At 36.8% G+C, this 15096-nt stretch carries 16 protein-coding genes; 12 read left to right on the forward strand and 4 right to left on the reverse strand.

What is annotated here, in order from left to right; translation table 11 throughout:
• Positions 1 to 67: 67 nt before the first annotated feature.
• Positions 68 to 211: a hypothetical protein gene (locus WKT09_RS08160; protein WP_340415570.1), complete on the reverse strand. Its 144-nt coding sequence runs from the start codon at positions 209 to 211 to the stop codon at positions 68 to 70.
• A gap of 170 nt (positions 212 to 381) precedes the next feature.
• Here WKT09_RS08160 and WKT09_RS08165 point away from each other — a divergent pair, with 170 nt between their 5' ends.
• The 3 genes from WKT09_RS08165 to WKT09_RS08175 are packed head-to-tail and all read left to right on the forward strand — an operon-like array spanning position 382 to position 3678.
• Positions 382 to 2010: a putative polysaccharide biosynthesis protein gene (locus WKT09_RS08165; RefSeq protein WP_340415571.1), complete on the forward strand. Its 1629-nt coding sequence runs from the start codon at positions 382 to 384 to the stop codon at positions 2008 to 2010.
• Positions 2000 to 2710 (forward strand): pseudouridine synthase, encoded by a 711-nt coding sequence (locus WKT09_RS08170; protein WP_340415572.1) that lies wholly within the window; start codon positions 2000 to 2002, stop codon positions 2708 to 2710. Before WKT09_RS08165 ends, WKT09_RS08170 begins: the two co-directional genes overlap by 11 nt.
• A gap of 23 nt (positions 2711 to 2733) precedes the next feature.
• Entirely contained in the window at positions 2734 to 3678 is a 945-nt protein-coding gene (locus tag WKT09_RS08175; RefSeq protein WP_340415573.1) for an NERD domain-containing protein, read from the forward strand.
• A gap of 20 nt (positions 3679 to 3698) precedes the next feature.
• On the opposite strand, the gene WKT09_RS08180 is transcribed toward WKT09_RS08175, so the two are convergent.
• Positions 3699 to 3989 carry a YtzH-like family protein gene (locus WKT09_RS08180; protein ID WP_340415574.1) on the reverse strand — a complete coding sequence of 97 codons (291 nt, stop codon included), beginning with the start codon at positions 3987 to 3989 and terminating at the stop codon, positions 3699 to 3701.
• Positions 3990 to 4064: 75 nt separating this feature from the next.
• Between WKT09_RS08180 and WKT09_RS08185 the strand changes: the two genes are divergently transcribed.
• Complete coding sequence (locus WKT09_RS08185) at positions 4065 to 4919, forward strand: YtnP family quorum-quenching lactonase (protein WP_340415575.1); 855 nt, start codon at positions 4065 to 4067, stop codon at positions 4917 to 4919.
• An 89-nt stretch (positions 4920 to 5008) separates the two neighbouring features.
• Here WKT09_RS08185 and WKT09_RS08190 read toward each other — a convergent pair whose 3' ends face one another.
• Positions 5009 to 5317, reverse strand: a complete 309-nt coding sequence (locus WKT09_RS08190; RefSeq protein WP_340415576.1) for a PepSY domain-containing protein — start codon at positions 5315 to 5317, stop codon at positions 5009 to 5011.
• 135 nt (positions 5318 to 5452) lie between these two features.
• Between WKT09_RS08190 and WKT09_RS08195 the strand changes: the two genes are divergently transcribed.
• Together WKT09_RS08195 and WKT09_RS08200 are read left to right on the forward strand one after the other, a co-directional pair.
• Positions 5453 to 6517, forward strand: coding sequence for a M42 family metallopeptidase (locus WKT09_RS08195; protein WP_340415577.1), 1065 nt, complete (start codon positions 5453 to 5455; stop codon positions 6515 to 6517).
• Positions 6518 to 6530: 13 nt separating this feature from the next.
• Positions 6531 to 7034 carry a DUF84 family protein gene (locus WKT09_RS08200; protein WP_340415578.1) on the forward strand — a complete coding sequence of 168 codons (504 nt, stop codon included), beginning with the start codon at positions 6531 to 6533 and terminating at the stop codon, positions 7032 to 7034.
• A gap of 53 nt (positions 7035 to 7087) precedes the next feature.
• On the opposite strand, the gene WKT09_RS08205 is transcribed toward WKT09_RS08200, so the two are convergent.
• Complete coding sequence (locus WKT09_RS08205; RefSeq protein ID WP_340415579.1) at positions 7088 to 7528, reverse strand: YtoQ family protein; 441 nt, start codon at positions 7526 to 7528, stop codon at positions 7088 to 7090.
• Positions 7529 to 7856: 328 nt separating this feature from the next.
• Between WKT09_RS08205 and WKT09_RS08210 the strand changes: the two genes are divergently transcribed.
• From WKT09_RS08210 to WKT09_RS08235, 6 genes are all read left to right on the forward strand, one after another.
• The gene (locus WKT09_RS08210; protein ID WP_340415580.1) at positions 7857 to 8666 is read left to right on the forward strand and encodes a DUF1444 domain-containing protein; all 810 of its coding nucleotides are present in this window, start codon (positions 7857 to 7859) and stop codon (positions 8664 to 8666) included.
• A gap of 69 nt (positions 8667 to 8735) precedes the next feature.
• Positions 8736 to 11000 carry a DNA translocase FtsK gene (locus tag WKT09_RS08215; protein WP_340415581.1) on the forward strand — a complete coding sequence of 755 codons (2265 nt, stop codon included), beginning with the start codon at positions 8736 to 8738 and terminating at the stop codon, positions 10998 to 11000.
• Between the two features lie 21 nt (positions 11001 to 11021).
• The gene (locus WKT09_RS08220) at positions 11022 to 12119 is read left to right on the forward strand and encodes a nicotinate phosphoribosyltransferase (RefSeq protein WP_340415582.1); all 1098 of its coding nucleotides are present in this window, start codon (positions 11022 to 11024) and stop codon (positions 12117 to 12119) included.
• Between the two features lie 28 nt (positions 12120 to 12147).
• Positions 12148 to 13455 carry a UDP-N-acetylmuramate--L-alanine ligase gene (gene murC / locus WKT09_RS08225; RefSeq protein WP_340415583.1) on the forward strand — a complete coding sequence of 436 codons (1308 nt, stop codon included), beginning with the start codon at positions 12148 to 12150 and terminating at the stop codon, positions 13453 to 13455.
• Between the two features lie 198 nt (positions 13456 to 13653).
• The gene (locus tag WKT09_RS08230; protein ID WP_336266778.1) at positions 13654 to 14058 is read left to right on the forward strand and encodes a DUF948 domain-containing protein; all 405 of its coding nucleotides are present in this window, start codon (positions 13654 to 13656) and stop codon (positions 14056 to 14058) included.
• A 13-nt stretch (positions 14059 to 14071) separates the two neighbouring features.
• Positions 14072 to 14959, forward strand: a complete 888-nt coding sequence (locus WKT09_RS08235; protein ID WP_340415584.1) for a YtxH domain-containing protein — start codon at positions 14072 to 14074, stop codon at positions 14957 to 14959.
• Positions 14960 to 15096 lie beyond the last annotated feature (137 nt).

Raw genomic sequence — 15096 nt, forward strand, 5'->3', positions numbered from 1 at the left:
GTGTAAAGAAGCCCACAAATTGTATTTGTAGGCTTCTTTTTTTATGATGTATGTCGCACAGTCACATTTAACTCATTCCAAATGTCCCTAACGGTCCAATCTGATCTTTTTCTTTCTCTAAAGCTTTTTGTTCCTTACTCGAACGATTACAATAAAGCAAAAAGAAAAAGAGAGCAAAACAGAAAAAAGAAATATATCGTTGCTTTTTCATCCTCTATGCTCCTTTAGTTTAAAAGTTAATATTAGTTTGAACCATAACGAAGTTTTCATACGAACCAAAATTAGGTATGAAGATAGCTTCAACATAGTACGAACGTCATTTTAATTATGATACAATATAGGTTAGGTTAGCGTAGAAATAAAAATAACGTAGGTGAAATAATGTCAAATAAACTTATAAAAGGAACAGCTCTTTTAACAGGAGCAGCCTTTATTTCGAAATTTTTAGGAATGGTATATGTCATTCCATTTAATGAACTTGTTGGCGCTCAAGGGGGAGAATTATATTATTATGCATATAACCCATATACGATTTTAATTGCGATATCAACGGTAGGAATACCACTTGCTGTTTCCAAGATGGTATCTAAATATAATAGTTTAGGCTATTATGATGTCGGATTTAAAATATTCCGGTTAAGTAGCATCTTAATGTTGATCACCGGTATGATTGCCTTTCTTGTTTTATTCTTTGGTGCAGAATGGTTGGCAGCAAAATATGTATACGATTCGGAGCACGGGAGTACGGTTGCCGATTTAAAATTAGTGTTACAAATGATTAGTTTTTCATTGATTATTATTCCCGCGATGAGTGTGGTTCGTGGGTTTTTCCAAGGGTATCATATGATGGAACCGACGGCGATTTCTCAAGTGGTGGAACAAATTGTTCGAATCGTATTTGTTTTATGTGGAGCATTTGTTGTTGTGAAAATTTTAGATAAAGGAATTGTTTCTGCGGTAGGTGTTGCAACATTTGCGGCTTTTATTGGTGCGTTAGCCTCTGTTGCAGTATTGTTTTATTATTGGATCAAGAAAAAGCATGAGATGCATGAAAATGTTGTGATACAGCAAAAATCGATTTATATTTCGAATAAAGAATTAATATTTGAATTATTATCCTATGCAGGACCATTTGTGATTGTTGGGATTGCGACACCTTTATACCAAGCTGTTGACTCCTTTACTTTTAATAAGGCGATGGCATTAGGTGGATTTGGGGAATTAACGACGATTTCATTAGCGACAATCAATATGTATGGACATAAATTAATTATGATTCCGGTTACCATTGCGATTGGTTTATCGATGGCAATTATTCCAGGCTTAACAGAGTCCTTTACACAGCAAAATACGAAAAAATTGGAAAAAGAAATTAACCAATCATTGCAAATCGTTTTATTTTTCGTCATTCCAGCAGTTGTTGGTTTATCTGTATTAGCTTATGAGGCGTATGGTGCGTTATTCGGGATGAATCAATTAGATGTATCAGGTAATTTATTAATGTGGTATGCACCTGTTGCATTATTATTTGCATTGTTCACTGTTTCGGCCGCCATTTTACAAGGGATTAATGAACAACGATTTGCATTAGTTAGTTTATCAGCTGGATTTATTGTAAAACTAAGTTTAAACTCTATGTTGATTCAACAGTTTGCAGGGAAAGGATCGATTTTTGGTACAGCTTTAGCAGTGGGAACGGCAGTCGTTTTAAATTTATGGTGGATTAAACGATCGATTATTTTCTCTTATAAGCAAACGGCGAAACGTACATTGTTTGTCATTATATTTAGTGGATTGATGGGTTTAGTGATTATGGGGATGAAATTTATCTTTGGATTATTTTTACCGTACGAAACGAGCCGTTTTGCTGCAGCAGTAATGTTAGCGATTGGCGTTGGAGTAGGTGGAATGGTTTATTTAGTTTTAGCGTATAAGTCTACATTAATGGAACATGTATTAGGTACGATGAATATAATGAATCGCTTCAGGAGGAAAAAACGTGCGAATTGATCAGTTTTTAGCCCATACAGGTTTTGGCTCACGAAAAGATGTGAAGCAATTACTAAAGAAAAAACTCGTTACGGTCGATGATAAAGTTATCACGAAAAGTAATGTGCATATAGATCCAGAAAAAGCAGAAGTAGTAGTCGATGGAGTCGAAGTGCTGTATGAAAAATTTGTATATTTGATGTTGCATAAACCGGCTGGATATTTATCAGCGACAGAAGATGCTCACGGTTTAACGGTCATCGATTTAGTGGATCCTGCGTATTGGCATTATAAATTAGCACCAGTTGGTCGTTTGGACAAAGATACAGAAGGATTAATGTTATTAACGAATGATGGAAAATTAAACCATCGATTAACTTCTCCAAAAAACGAAGTGTATAAAACCTATTATGCGGAAATTGATGGAGAAGTACGAGAAGAACATATTCAAACATTTTTAGATGGTGTCACATTGGATGATGGCTATAAAACGAAAAAAGCATATATAACGATTATGGAAAGTGGTGCAACATCTGAAGTTACATTGTCGATTTGTGAAGGGAAGTTCCATCAAGTGAAGCGTATGTTTCAAGCGATTGGAATGGAAGTAACGTATTTGAAACGATTGACGATTGGCCCTCTTGAACTTGATGCATCATTGCAGATCGGGGAAATGCGCCCATTGACAGAGGAAGAATTAGCAGCAATTACACAAATTTAAAATAACATGAGAGGGTGGGTGAAATGGCTCAATTAGTAAAATTACTCGATTACATAACTAGATATGAAACAAAAGCCTTTCATTATCCTACACAGTTTATTCGTTTGAAACAAGAGCATTGGGAACAACTAATGCGCCAATGGGAAGAAGAAAATGAATTAGAATTATTGGGACAAGTTCCGTATGAGGAAGAGAAAACAGCAAGCGAAACGAAAGCGGAAAAGAAGCAATTTTTATGGAAATTTTTTAAGAAAAAAGAGACGTCTGTATTGGAAGAAAGGTTCATTCGAACATTGCCAACGACGAAAAAGCAGTTAATTACGTATTTTTTAAATCAATTAATGCCTTTTCAATTAAAGTGGGCAACATCGACGATTACTCATACTTCTTTTACAGATAAAAACTATATGTATGAAGAAAAATTAAAAACATTGTTACAACGTTTACCAGATATTTATCTCATTATGTATTACCCGATTTTTTATGTAAAAAATGCGCCATTTGAAAGTGAAATTATTATTATTAGTCCAATTGGGATTGAAATTTTGACGATTGTGGATGCACCGCATAATGCGAGAATTGTCATGACAGGTGAGAGAGTTTGGAAGGTGGAAACAGAAGAAAAGACGACAACATTAATTGATCCGACTATTGCGTTGAAGCGGACAGAACATGTCGTTCGAAGCATTTTAAATAAGTATGGTGTCGATATACCGATTCAGAAAACGGTGATGGCAGAATCCAATTACTTTTTATATGACACAGCACCATACCAGACAAAACTTGTCGGAAAAAATGAGTACGAAGATTGGATGGACGAAAAAAAAGCGTTACATTCCCCATTGAAAAATGTGCAATTAAAGGCAATGGAAGCTTTATTACGTCATTGTCAAACAACCGCTGTCAGACGGCCAGAATGGGAAAAAGATGATGACGAGTTTAAAACCGTCGCTGATGAGGAAGCATAAGTTTTGTCTAAAGCAAGGGGCTAGGAAATAGTCTTCCTTGCTTTTTTGATTGTTTGCAACCATTTTTTAATGGCCTGTTCATTCGTCATAATATGGTCCATATACGATTGAACACGTTCTCCTTTTAAACTGTAGGAATAAATTTCAGGTAAAATATTTTCCAATGCTTGGGCTGTTTGTTTATTACAACTTATACATTGTACCAATTTTTTTATTTGGCGATATTCTTCTAATTCAACGGTTTTATACATTAATTGTTCATCTAATAAGTCGTGTAATAATGTTAGTTGATTATGAACCGTGAGACACATTTTATCATCCCCTCATATGTATTTTTGCCATTGTTTGATATAATATACGTATTATTCATGTGAAGGAGGAATAAAATGGAACAATTAAAAGTAGGCAAAGCAACATTAACATGGCTCAATGGTGGTGTGAACTTCCTTGATGGTGGTGCGATGTTCGGTGTTGTACCGAAAGCATTGTGGTCGAGAAAATATCCTGTCAATGATAAGAACCAAATTGAATTACGTACAGATCCAATCCTTATTCAAGTCGATGGAAAAAATTTCTTAGTCGATACTGGAATGGGAAATGGCAAACTAACGGAGAAGCAGCTACGTAATTTTGGGGTATTAGAAGAATCGTTTTTAGAACGTGACTTACAAAAAGTCGGTTTACATGTAAGCGATATCGATGCGATTTTAATGACTCATTTACATTTTGACCATGCGTGTGGATTAACGAAAAAAGTAGGAGACACGTATGAATCGATTTTCCCTGACGTGCCAATTTTTACGTCGGATGTGGAATGGAATGAAATGCGTAACCCGAATATTCGCTCGATTAATACTTATTGGCCAATGAACTGGGAGCCTATCGTAGATCAAGTACAACCATTCCAAGGGGAAATAAATATAACAGATGAACTGAAAATGATTCACACAGGTGGACATAGTGATGGACATGCTATTTTATTGTTTGAAGATGGAGATGATTGTTTTATACATATGGCCGATTTAATGGCAACACATGGACATCAAAACAAATTATGGGCAATGGCTTACGATGATTATCCAGTGACTTCTGTACATGAAAAGGAAAAGTGGATGGCGTACGGGTATGAGCGTAGTGCATGGTATACGTTTTACCATGATGCATATTATCGTGCCATAAAATTTGATCCAGCTGGAAATGTCGTGGAACAAATCGAACGTACGAGACATGCGTATGAATAAATAGGTGTTTCGCTCGATATAATATAGAATCACGCTTATGTAAGAAAAAAGGTTGGCAAGTTCTTTTGCCAACCTTTCTATTATTTATATTATGCGACGACTGGTTCTGCGTCGATAATGGCACCAGTCTCGATATCGATGTAAAAATCGAATTGTTTATTTTCACCGTCAATATTGCGGCTAATCCCACCACGATACGTATCATATATGATGCCGTTTTTCTCTAAACGTTTCGGCTTCATATAAATCCATGACCCATTGATTGGACCATTTTTTTGGAATGTTTCCTTCGCTGTTTCTAACGCTTTTTCTGGAGTAAGTTTTTTCGCATTGTTGTTTAATAAGTAGCCAATGACAACACCAATTCCAGCAGCAATTAATATATTTCTACGCTTCAATTTTTTCACCTCGAAATTAATTTCCTTCCTTTTCCATTATACATGATAAAATCAATCGTTTCATAGCAAATGTATGACAAAATAGTTAAATTATGTGTAAAATTAGAGTAGAGATAAAGAAAGTGAGTGAAAAGGATGCAAAAAGATACGTTAGAAATGTTTCGTACGTTAACGGAATTACAAGGAGCACCAGGAGATGAGGTGCGTGTTCGTGAATTTATGGCGACAGAATTAGAAACATATGCGGATGAGCTTGTTTATGACAATTTAGGTAGTGTATTTGGAGTCAGACATGGGGAAGGGCCACGAGTGATGGTCGCAGGGCATATGGATGAAGTCGGATTTATGATTACACAAATTACAGAAAATGGGATGTTACGTTTCCAACCTTTAGGTGGTTGGTGGAATCAAGTTATGCTTGCACAACGCGTCCAAATTATGACAGACAAAGGCATTATTACAGGAGTGATTGGTTCCATACCACCGCATCTTTTAACAGAAGCTGTTCGTGCAAAACCGATGGAGATAAAAAATATGTTAATTGATATTGGGGCAGATGACCGTGAAGATGCACTTGCAATTGGCGTGAAACCGGGAGATACGGTCGTACCGATTTGTCCATTTACACCGATGGCAAATGAGAAAAAAATTATGGCAAAAGCTTGGGATAATCGTTATGGTTGTGGACTTGCCATCGAATTATTAAAAGAAGTGCATGGAGAAAAGTTACCGAATACATTGTATGCCGGGGCGACGGTACAAGAAGAAGTGGGACTTCGTGGGGCCCAAACGGCAGCAAATATGATTAAACCGGATATATTTTATGCATTAGATGCTTCCCCTGCAAATGATATGTCAGGAGATAAGGAACAGTTCGGACAACTTGGAAAAGGAACATTATTACGTATTCAAGACCGTACGATGATTACCCACCATGGCATGCGTGACTTTATTTTAGATACAGCAGAGTCAAATCATATTCCATATCAATATTTTGTCTCACCTGGTGGAACAGATGCAGGGCGTGTTCATACGGCAAATGATGGGGTACCATCTGCGGTTATCGGTATTTGTTCACGATATATTCATACGTCCAGCTCTATCATTCATGTCGATGATTATGCGGCAGCGAAAGAATTATTAGTTACATTGGTCAAAAAGACAGACAAAGCAACGGTCGATGCGATTCGTCAACGATAAGCAGGTTAAAAAAATGAAAATCATCGTAGGATCAAAAAATCGAACGAAAGTACAAGCGGTGGCCGATGTTTTTACGGAAGCAACCGTGATCGGGGCAGATGTCCCATCAGATGTGGCCGCACAGCCATTCGGTGATGAGGAAACATTGCAAGGGGCAATGAATCGAGCGAAACATGCACAAAGGATGGAGCAACATGTCTTCGGTGTCGGGCTAGAAGGGGGCGTCATCCTAACATTAGGGAAGTTGTATGTTTGTAATTGGGGAACACTTCTAACGCCAGAAGGAGACATCTATCACGCAAGTGGGGCACGTGTTCGCTTGCCAGATGCATTTATTGAACCGTTAAAAAATGGCACGGAATTGAGCGAGTTAATGAATGCCTATACGAAGCGACATGATATACGACACCATGAAGGGGCGATTGGCATTTTTACGAACGGATTATTACACCGTCAAGAAATGTTCGCACAAGTCGTCACCTTGTTATATGGACAATATTTGCACGAGAAAGCATAAAAAAGTTGGGCTTTTTTCAAGAGAATACTTGAAAAGGCCCAACTTTTTTATTTTTATTCATACACGTATGCTAATACATCTATTGCCTGTTCGACTGTTTCAACCGTTACATTTGCTTTGTTCGATAGTTCTTTTAACGGATGGATTAATGATTCTGGACGAATAATGATGGTCGGCTTATTCAATGTAAGCGCCGTTGCTGTATCCATCGCCGTATTCCATTGACGATATTGTTCGCCAAATAACGCAATTACTACATCTGCTTTTTGTAACATTACTTGTGTACGGAAATTGTTGACATCGGATGCTCTTTCATCTCGATATAATTTATTTGGTTGCTTTCCTTGAATTGCTTCTCCAATATCATCTGAACGGTCATGATCTGTTTGTGGAGAAACGAATGTCAAAGGCAATCCTTTTTCTGCTGCCTTCTCTTTCAATGTTTCGCGCCAGTTCGTATGTATTTCACCAGCTAAATATACTGTCAGTTCCATAATACATCCCTCCAAAGGACATTATACTAAAAATAGTAAGAAAATTACAATATCTCGCCGATTTTAAGCAAATCGTGTAAAAATGTGACATACTATGGAGAAAATGATAGGATGCAAGCATACTGGAAAAAAATTCCCCTCCATCCTATAAAAAATGTTATTGGATGAAAGAAAAGGAAGTTTTTACAACGGTAGTGTCATTTCGCGGGAAAACCCGTTACATCAGGGGGATAAAAGAGAAGTTAATTAATCATTTGCACAAAATGTGGTAAAATGGAAAAGATAATGGAACCAATCTATTCAAAAAAGTTCCTTGGAGGCTTTAAAAATGAAAATGACTAGTTTAAAAATGAAAAGACTATTAGAAGAAAAGTTAAAAACAGACGCATTTCGGACGTCTTTTGATCGTGATAAAGATATATTTCGTATTGAATGGAAGGAGTCGAAGCAAGGACTTTCCATTGCATTACCGACAGTGATTGCTAAATACAATGAACGTGGGGAAGAAGCGGTGGATGAACTAGTTTCTCACGTGGAAGAAGCATTAGCAATGATGAACCGGACATATACATTAGCTGGGAACGAAAAAGGCATTTTTCCAGTCATTCGTTCGACCTCTTTTCCAACAGAAATGAAAGATGGGAAAAAACTTGTTACGAAAGAACATACAGCAGAAACACGCATTTTTTATGCGTTAGATATTGGGAAGTCCTATCGTTTAATTGATGAAGAAATGTTACAGAACGAAGGATGGACAGAGGCAAGAATCCATGAAAATGCCTTATTTAATTTACGTTCCATCCGTTTCGATTACAAAACAGATACCGTACAAGGTAATGACTTTCATTTTGTCGCATTACAAGATGGATATGATGCAAGCAGAATTTTACAAGAATCCTTTTTAGATGAAATGTTAGAAAAAAGTATTGGTGAAGTTGCTGTTGCTGTACCACATCAAGATGTGCTGATCGTTGCAGATATAAAAAATGATACAGGATATGACATTCTTGCACAGATGACGATGCAGTTTTTTGCAGAAGGTAGAATTCCAATCACGTCGTTACCATTCATTTATGACGGCGATAAACTGGAACCAATTTTTATATTGGCGAAAAACAAACCAAATAGTAAAAAATGATTTGGTAAAATGGTAGAATTCTTGGTAAAATGAATAGAATACTCCATGTGAAGAAATGCAGGTGAAAACATGTGGGAAAATTGGAAAAAACGAGTAAGTAATATTTTCTTCCGTGAGGTTGAAGTAGAAGAATATGTGGAGATAGAGGAAGAAACACCGAAACAAAACGGAACCAATCACTCCACACATAGAAGAAATGTAACGATGGATCAACATTTACAAGAAGATGTGAAAGTGATGTATCAATATCCGAAAAATAATCATACTTTTCCTTTTCCAGTCATTCCAGATGAAGGAGAAGAAAAGGGAGAACGAGCGAGTAGTAAAAGAACGCGAAAAACAGAAACAAATGGCACAAAACGTCCCACACATATGCGCACGCAACAACGAAAAAAGCGGAATATATCGGAAAGGACTTTACAAGAAGTTCCTGCATATATGCGAAGGCGAACAGACCGTGTGCCACATAAGGAAGAACTGGTTCAACATAGTGAAAATGAAGTGGAACAGGTAGAAGAGGTAAACAAAATAGATTTATCCAAACATACGCGTCATGAAGAGTTAGATCGTATATTCAATCGACGAACTGTCGAACAAGAACAGGAAAAAAAAAGCGCTGAACAGCCCGTTTTTCCAGTGAAAGAGACCATCGAACCACTGCAAGAAGAACGAGCAAAACAAATCACGGATGAACAAGATGAAATGCCAGCAGTGGAAACATCGTCTATGATGGAAGGTCGTACAATGGACAAAGAAGCGCCATCCGTGCTGGAAGAGGTAGAGGAAAAAGTAGAATACGAATTGCCTGTAGAAAAGGATCCGCCAATGATCGAGCCGATCCAACAAGAAACGATAGCAACGCCATCATTTGCACAACGAACAGAAGCAAATTCTATAGAGGCACATAAAACCGTAACCTCCTCTGTACAGAAACCTTATAAGGCTGTTCCAGATTATTTATTAAATGACCCAATGGAAGAAGAAGAGAATGATGAGGATTGGGTGATTGAACAACAAATATTGTTAGAGCAAACGTTAGAACATTTTAATATCGATGCAAAGGTCGTTCATATTACACAAGGACCTGCTGTGACACGATTTGAAATTCAACCAGCATTAGGGGTGAAAGTAAGCCGCATCCGAAATTTGGCGGATGATTTCAAATTAAATATGGCAGCGAAAGATATACGTATTGAAGCACCGATTCCAGGGAAAAATACAATTGGGATTGAAGTGCCAAACCGTATTCCAAAAATTGTTACTTTACAACAATTAATAGAAACGAAGCAGTTTAAAGAAAAAACGTCGCCATTATCTATCGCATTAGGGCTAACAATTGATGGGGAACCGTTAATTACAGATGTCGGTAAAATGCCACATGGCCTTATTGCAGGTGCGACAGGATCAGGGAAAAGTGTTTGTATTAACACCATTTTATTAAGTTTATTGTATAAAGCGAACTATGAAGAAGTGAAATTTTTACTCATTGATCCAAAAATGGTGGAACTTGCTCCATATAACGGCATCCCACATCTCATTTCACCAGTTATTACAGATGTAAAAGCTGCGACGATGGCATTGAAATGGGCAGTGAAAGAAATGGATAGTCGTTATGAACGTTTCGTGGAAGCAGGGGTACGAAATATTACGAAATATAATGAAAAGATGATACAACAAGGAAAAGACGATGAGAAGATGCCATTTATTGTCATCGTCATTGACGAACTAGCAGATTTAATGATGATGTCTCCTCAAGATGTTGAAGATGCGATTTGTCGTATTGCACAAAAAGCACGTGCATGTGGCATTCACTTGCTCATTGCAACACAAAGACCTTCTGTAGACGTCATTACAGGACTAATTAAAGCGAATATCCCAACACGTATTGCATTTAGTGTTTCTTCGCAAGTAGATTCTCGTACGATGCTTGATTCAGTAGGGGCAGAGAAACTACTCGGAAAAGGGGATATGTTATTTGTTGAAAATGGGGCAAACAAAAGTGTAAGATTACAAGGACCGTTCGTTTCAGATGAGGAAGTAGATCGTGTTGCCACATACATGCGAACGATCGCAGAACCGAATTATTTATTTGAACAAGAACAGTTATTGCTTGATGTCGAAGAAGAGGAAGAAGATGAATTATTGCATGAAGTTATTCATTTTGTCGTTTCTCAAAATCAAGCGAGTACATCTTTATTACAAAGAAGGTTTAGAATAGGATATAATCGTGCAGCTAGATTAATCGATACTTTAGAGATGAAAGGGATTGTTTCCGAACAAAACGGATCTAAACCGCGAGAAGTTTTAATTTCAACAGCACAATTAGAACAATAAAATATACGAGGAGTTCCTGTTATGAAAGAAATAGAATTAAAACTAGAAGGAAAAATTGATCGATTAACGAATAAAACATTTAAATTTGATGAACGTATTCGAGAAGGTTGGTTTTCAGCTGTCTATTTTTTAAAAACGAGAGAAATCGTTGGAAAATATCATCCAGACAATATTGTAACGATGCAATTTTTTCAAAAAGACCATGCCGTATTGTGTGGAACAGATGAAGTGATTGCTTTATTACATACTTTTGCGGACCATCCAGAACAATTAGAAATTAAATCGTTAAAGGACGGCGATAAAATTTCTCCATTCGAATCAGTTTTAACGGTGACAGGTCCGTATCAATATTTCGGTTATTTAGAAGGTATCATCGATGGGATTTTATCCCGACGAACATCTGTCGCAACGAATGTATATAATGTTGTAAAAGCGGCTGGAAATAAGCCGATTATTTTCATGGGGGACCGTGATGACCATTATACACAACAGGCGGGAGATGGATATGCAGCATTTATCGGTGGGTCAACGGCACAAGCGACACATGCGATGAATGAATGGTGGGGCAAAAAAGGAATGGGGACGATGCCACATGCCCTTATTCAGATGTTCCGCGGTGATATCGTTGCAGCAACAGAAGCATACAAAGAAACTTTCCCAGAGGATGAATTGATGGCACTCGTTGATTATAACAATGATGTGATTACAGATTCATTGAAAGTAGCGAGAGCATTTAAGGAAGAATTAAAAGCTGTTCGATTGGATACATCGAACACCTTAGTGGATAAATATTTTTTACGTAATCAACATGTATTAGGTACATTTGATCCGCGTGGAGTAAATCCTGAACTTGTTTTTGCATTACGAGAAGCTTTAGATCAAGAAGGCTTTCATTATGTGAAAATTGTTGTCAGTGGTGGATTTAATAAAGAAAGAATCCTTGATTTCGAAGCGAAACATGTACCTGTAGACATGTATGGTGTCGGAAGAAACTTATTGTCTGTTAATTATGGATTTACAGGGGATAATGTTTTATTAAATGGCACACATTCAGCAAAATATGGGCGTAAATACCGTCCGAACCCCAGATTAGAAGAAGTACCATATTTAGGGGAATAAATTTTATATCATAAGTTGGAGGTTAGTGATGACTACTTATCACTTTATAGGAATAAAAGGAACTGGTATGAGTGCATTGGCGCAAATTTTACATGACTCTGGCCAAAAAGTGCAAGGTTCTGATATCAAAAAGTTTATTTTTACACAAGAAGGTTTGGAGCAAAAAGGGATTCGTATTATGCCTTTTGATGCCAATAATATAACGGAAGATGTAACAGTCATTGCTGGAAATGCGTTTTCAGAAGATCATATTGAAATTAAACGTGCGCATGAATTAGGTGTGCCATTCTTTAAGTATCATGAGTTTTTAGGAGAGTGGGCAGATAAATATACGAGTATTGCAGTGACAGGCTCCCACGGGAAAACGTCGACGACAGGCTTATTATCCCATGTTTTATCTACGAGTTTACCGACATCCTATTTAATTGGAGATGGTACAGGGTTTGGAAATGAAAATAGTACGTATTTTTCATTTGAAGCATGTGAATATAAACGTCATTTTTTACATTACAAACCAGATTATGCGATCATTACGAACATCGACTTTGATCACCCAGATTATTTCCGTAATTTGGATGATGTGTTTGATGCCTTTCAATCCCTTGCAAACCAAGTGAAAAAAGGTATTATTGCATGTGGAGAAGATGAAAAATTACATGAATTACAATCGAATGTACCGATTATTTACTATGGTTTCAGTGCGGAGAATGATTTTCAAGCGAATAATATTAAAGTGGCGGAAAAAGGCACGACCTTTGACGTATATGTACGTAATACGTACTTTGACACATTTACGATTCCACTTTACGGAAATCATCATATTTTAAATGCATTAGCCGTGATTGCATTTTGTCATTATGAAGGCATTGATCCGAAAATAATGCATAATTTAAGTACTTTTAATGGTGTAAAGCGCCGTTTTTCAGAGAAGAAATTAGGGGAACAAATTATAATTGATGATTATGCACACCATCCAATTGAAATTGCGGTGACGATTGATTCGGCACGAAAAAAATATTCAGATAAAGAAGTGGTAGCTATTTTCCAACCACATACTTTTACACGCACGAAAACATTTTTACAAGAGTTTGCGGACAGTTTAAATGAAGCGGATTGTGTGTATCTATGTGATATTTTTTCTTCCGCGCGTGAAGTGTCAGGAGATTTAACGATCGAGGATTTATTAGAAAAGATCCCTAATGGTACATTACTTACATTAGATAATGTGGATGTATTAGCAAAACATAAAGATGCGGCACTTGTTTTTATGGGAGCAGGGGACATTCAAAAATTTCAAAAAGCGTATGAAAATAGTAAAAACGAACATGTAAAATAAGCAAAAAAGTTGGAATCATCGTTTTATGGAGACGAAATTTGTATTCCAACTTTTTTTATGCACTAATTGATTGAAACTTTTAGTAAAAATGCGTTAGTATTAGTATATAGTAGGTTTCGAACGGTGTTGTAAGGGGTAGTATAAATGTGAAGACCTATACATAGTCGTTTGAAAAATAAATTAGAGGAGTTGACAACCATGTATGCAGCAATAGCAATTGCAGTAATTATTGTAGCAGTGGCATTTGCCGTTTTAGTAGCTTATATTGCAAAAACATTAACAGCTACAAAGCGTACGTTAGATAATGTCGCAGATACAATTGAATCAATGGAGAAACAAGTAGAAGGTATTACGACGGAAACGACTTTATTATTACAAAAAACGAATGATTTAGCGGAAGATGTAAACTATAAAGTTGATCGATTAAACAGCGTATTTGATGGTGTTCATGAAGTTGGGGAAACATTCCACAATTTAACATTATCAATGAAAAAATTATCAAACACTGTAAATAAAGCAGCAGATGTTGATAGTGAGAAAGCAGAAGAAGCTGTTAAATGGACTTCGGCAATAGTAAATGTCTTTAAGAACCGTAAAAATTAAGGAGGAATATTTCGTGAGCGAGAACAATAGTGGTAGTTTTTTTCTAGGAGCATTTCTTGGTGGAGTAGTTGGAGCTGCAGTAGCATTAGCATTTGCACCGAAAACTGGTAGAGAGTTACGTGAAGATCTTAGTACTGGTACAAAACAAGCGTTCGATAAAGTGGACGAGTGGAAAGATGTAGCGGTAGAGAAAGGAACGGAATATGGTATGGTTGCGAAAGAAAAAGGTATTGAATTAAAAGAAAAAACTGCTGATGTAACGAAAAAAACGGTAGATTCTACGACAAGCTTTACGAAAGACGTTGCAGGAAAATCAAAAAATATCGCAAAAGATGTAACAGAAAAGGCAAAAGAAATTGGTGGCAAAGCAAAGGATAAAGCAGAAGATGTGAAAGATGCAGCCGAAGATAAATTTGATGAAGCAAAAGGCAAAATAAAACGCGCGAAAAAAGATGTTGAAGAAAAAGCAGAAGATGTGAAAGATGCAGCTGAAGATAAATTTAAAGAAGCAAAAGGCAAAGTAAAACGCGCGAAAAAAGATGCTGAAGAAAGAGCAGAAGATGTGAAAGATGCAGCTGAAGATAAATTTAAAGAAGCAAAAGGCAAAATAAAACGCGCGAAGAAAGATGCTGAAGACAGAGCAGAAGATGTAAAAAATGCAGCTGAAGATAAATTTGAAGAAGCAAAAGGCAAAGTAAAACGCGCAAAGAAAGATGCTGAAGACAGAGCAGAAGATGTAAAAGAAAAGGCTGAAAAAAAAGCAGAAGAAATTAAAGCGGAAGCAGAGAAGAAAGCTGCTAAGGCGAAAAAAGAAGTGAAAGAAAAGAAAAACGAAGTACTCGATAAAGCAGAAGAAAAGATTGAAGATTTAGAAGAAAAGATTGAAGATTTAAAAGACTAATCGAAAAGAAGAAGCTTGCAACATAGTATGGATATGCACCCCATTCGTGAGACCAAAATATAGCGAAGGGGGTGTTTTTTGTTTTTTGTGCACTTGAAAACCCTCTAGCTATGCCAGTGGGGTCCTTTTTAGCGTGG

Source organism: Pseudogracilibacillus sp. ICA-222130 (assembly GCF_037892545.1).
Taxonomy (GTDB): domain Bacteria; phylum Bacillota; class Bacilli; order Bacillales; family Amphibacillaceae; genus Pseudogracilibacillus.

Coding starts and splice junctions, on each gene's coding strand:
- WKT09_RS08160 (WP_340415570.1), bottom strand. CDS start 211: ATGAAAAAGCAACGATATATTTCTTTTTTCTGTTTTGCTCTCTTTTTC.
- WKT09_RS08165 (WP_340415571.1), top strand. CDS start 382: ATGTCAAATAAACTTATAAAAGGAACAGCTCTTTTAACAGGAGCAGCC.
- WKT09_RS08175 (WP_340415573.1), top strand. CDS start 2,734: ATGGCTCAATTAGTAAAATTACTCGATTACATAACTAGATATGAAACA.
- WKT09_RS08180 (WP_340415574.1), bottom strand. CDS start 3,989: ATGTGTCTCACGGTTCATAATCAACTAACATTATTACACGACTTATTA.
- WKT09_RS08185 (WP_340415575.1), top strand. CDS start 4,065: ATGGAACAATTAAAAGTAGGCAAAGCAACATTAACATGGCTCAATGGT.
- WKT09_RS08195 (WP_340415577.1), top strand. CDS start 5,453: ATGCAAAAAGATACGTTAGAAATGTTTCGTACGTTAACGGAATTACAA.
- WKT09_RS08200 (WP_340415578.1), top strand. CDS start 6,531: ATGAAAATCATCGTAGGATCAAAAAATCGAACGAAAGTACAAGCGGTG.
- WKT09_RS08205 (WP_340415579.1), bottom strand. CDS start 7,528: ATGGAACTGACAGTATATTTAGCTGGTGAAATACATACGAACTGGCGC.
- WKT09_RS08210 (WP_340415580.1), top strand. CDS start 7,857: ATGAAAATGACTAGTTTAAAAATGAAAAGACTATTAGAAGAAAAGTTA.
- WKT09_RS08215 (WP_340415581.1), top strand. CDS start 8,736: ATGTGGGAAAATTGGAAAAAACGAGTAAGTAATATTTTCTTCCGTGAG.
- WKT09_RS08220 (WP_340415582.1), top strand. CDS start 11,022: ATGAAAGAAATAGAATTAAAACTAGAAGGAAAAATTGATCGATTAACG.
- murC (WP_340415583.1), top strand. CDS start 12,148: ATGACTACTTATCACTTTATAGGAATAAAAGGAACTGGTATGAGTGCA.
- WKT09_RS08230 (WP_336266778.1), top strand. CDS start 13,654: ATGTATGCAGCAATAGCAATTGCAGTAATTATTGTAGCAGTGGCATTT.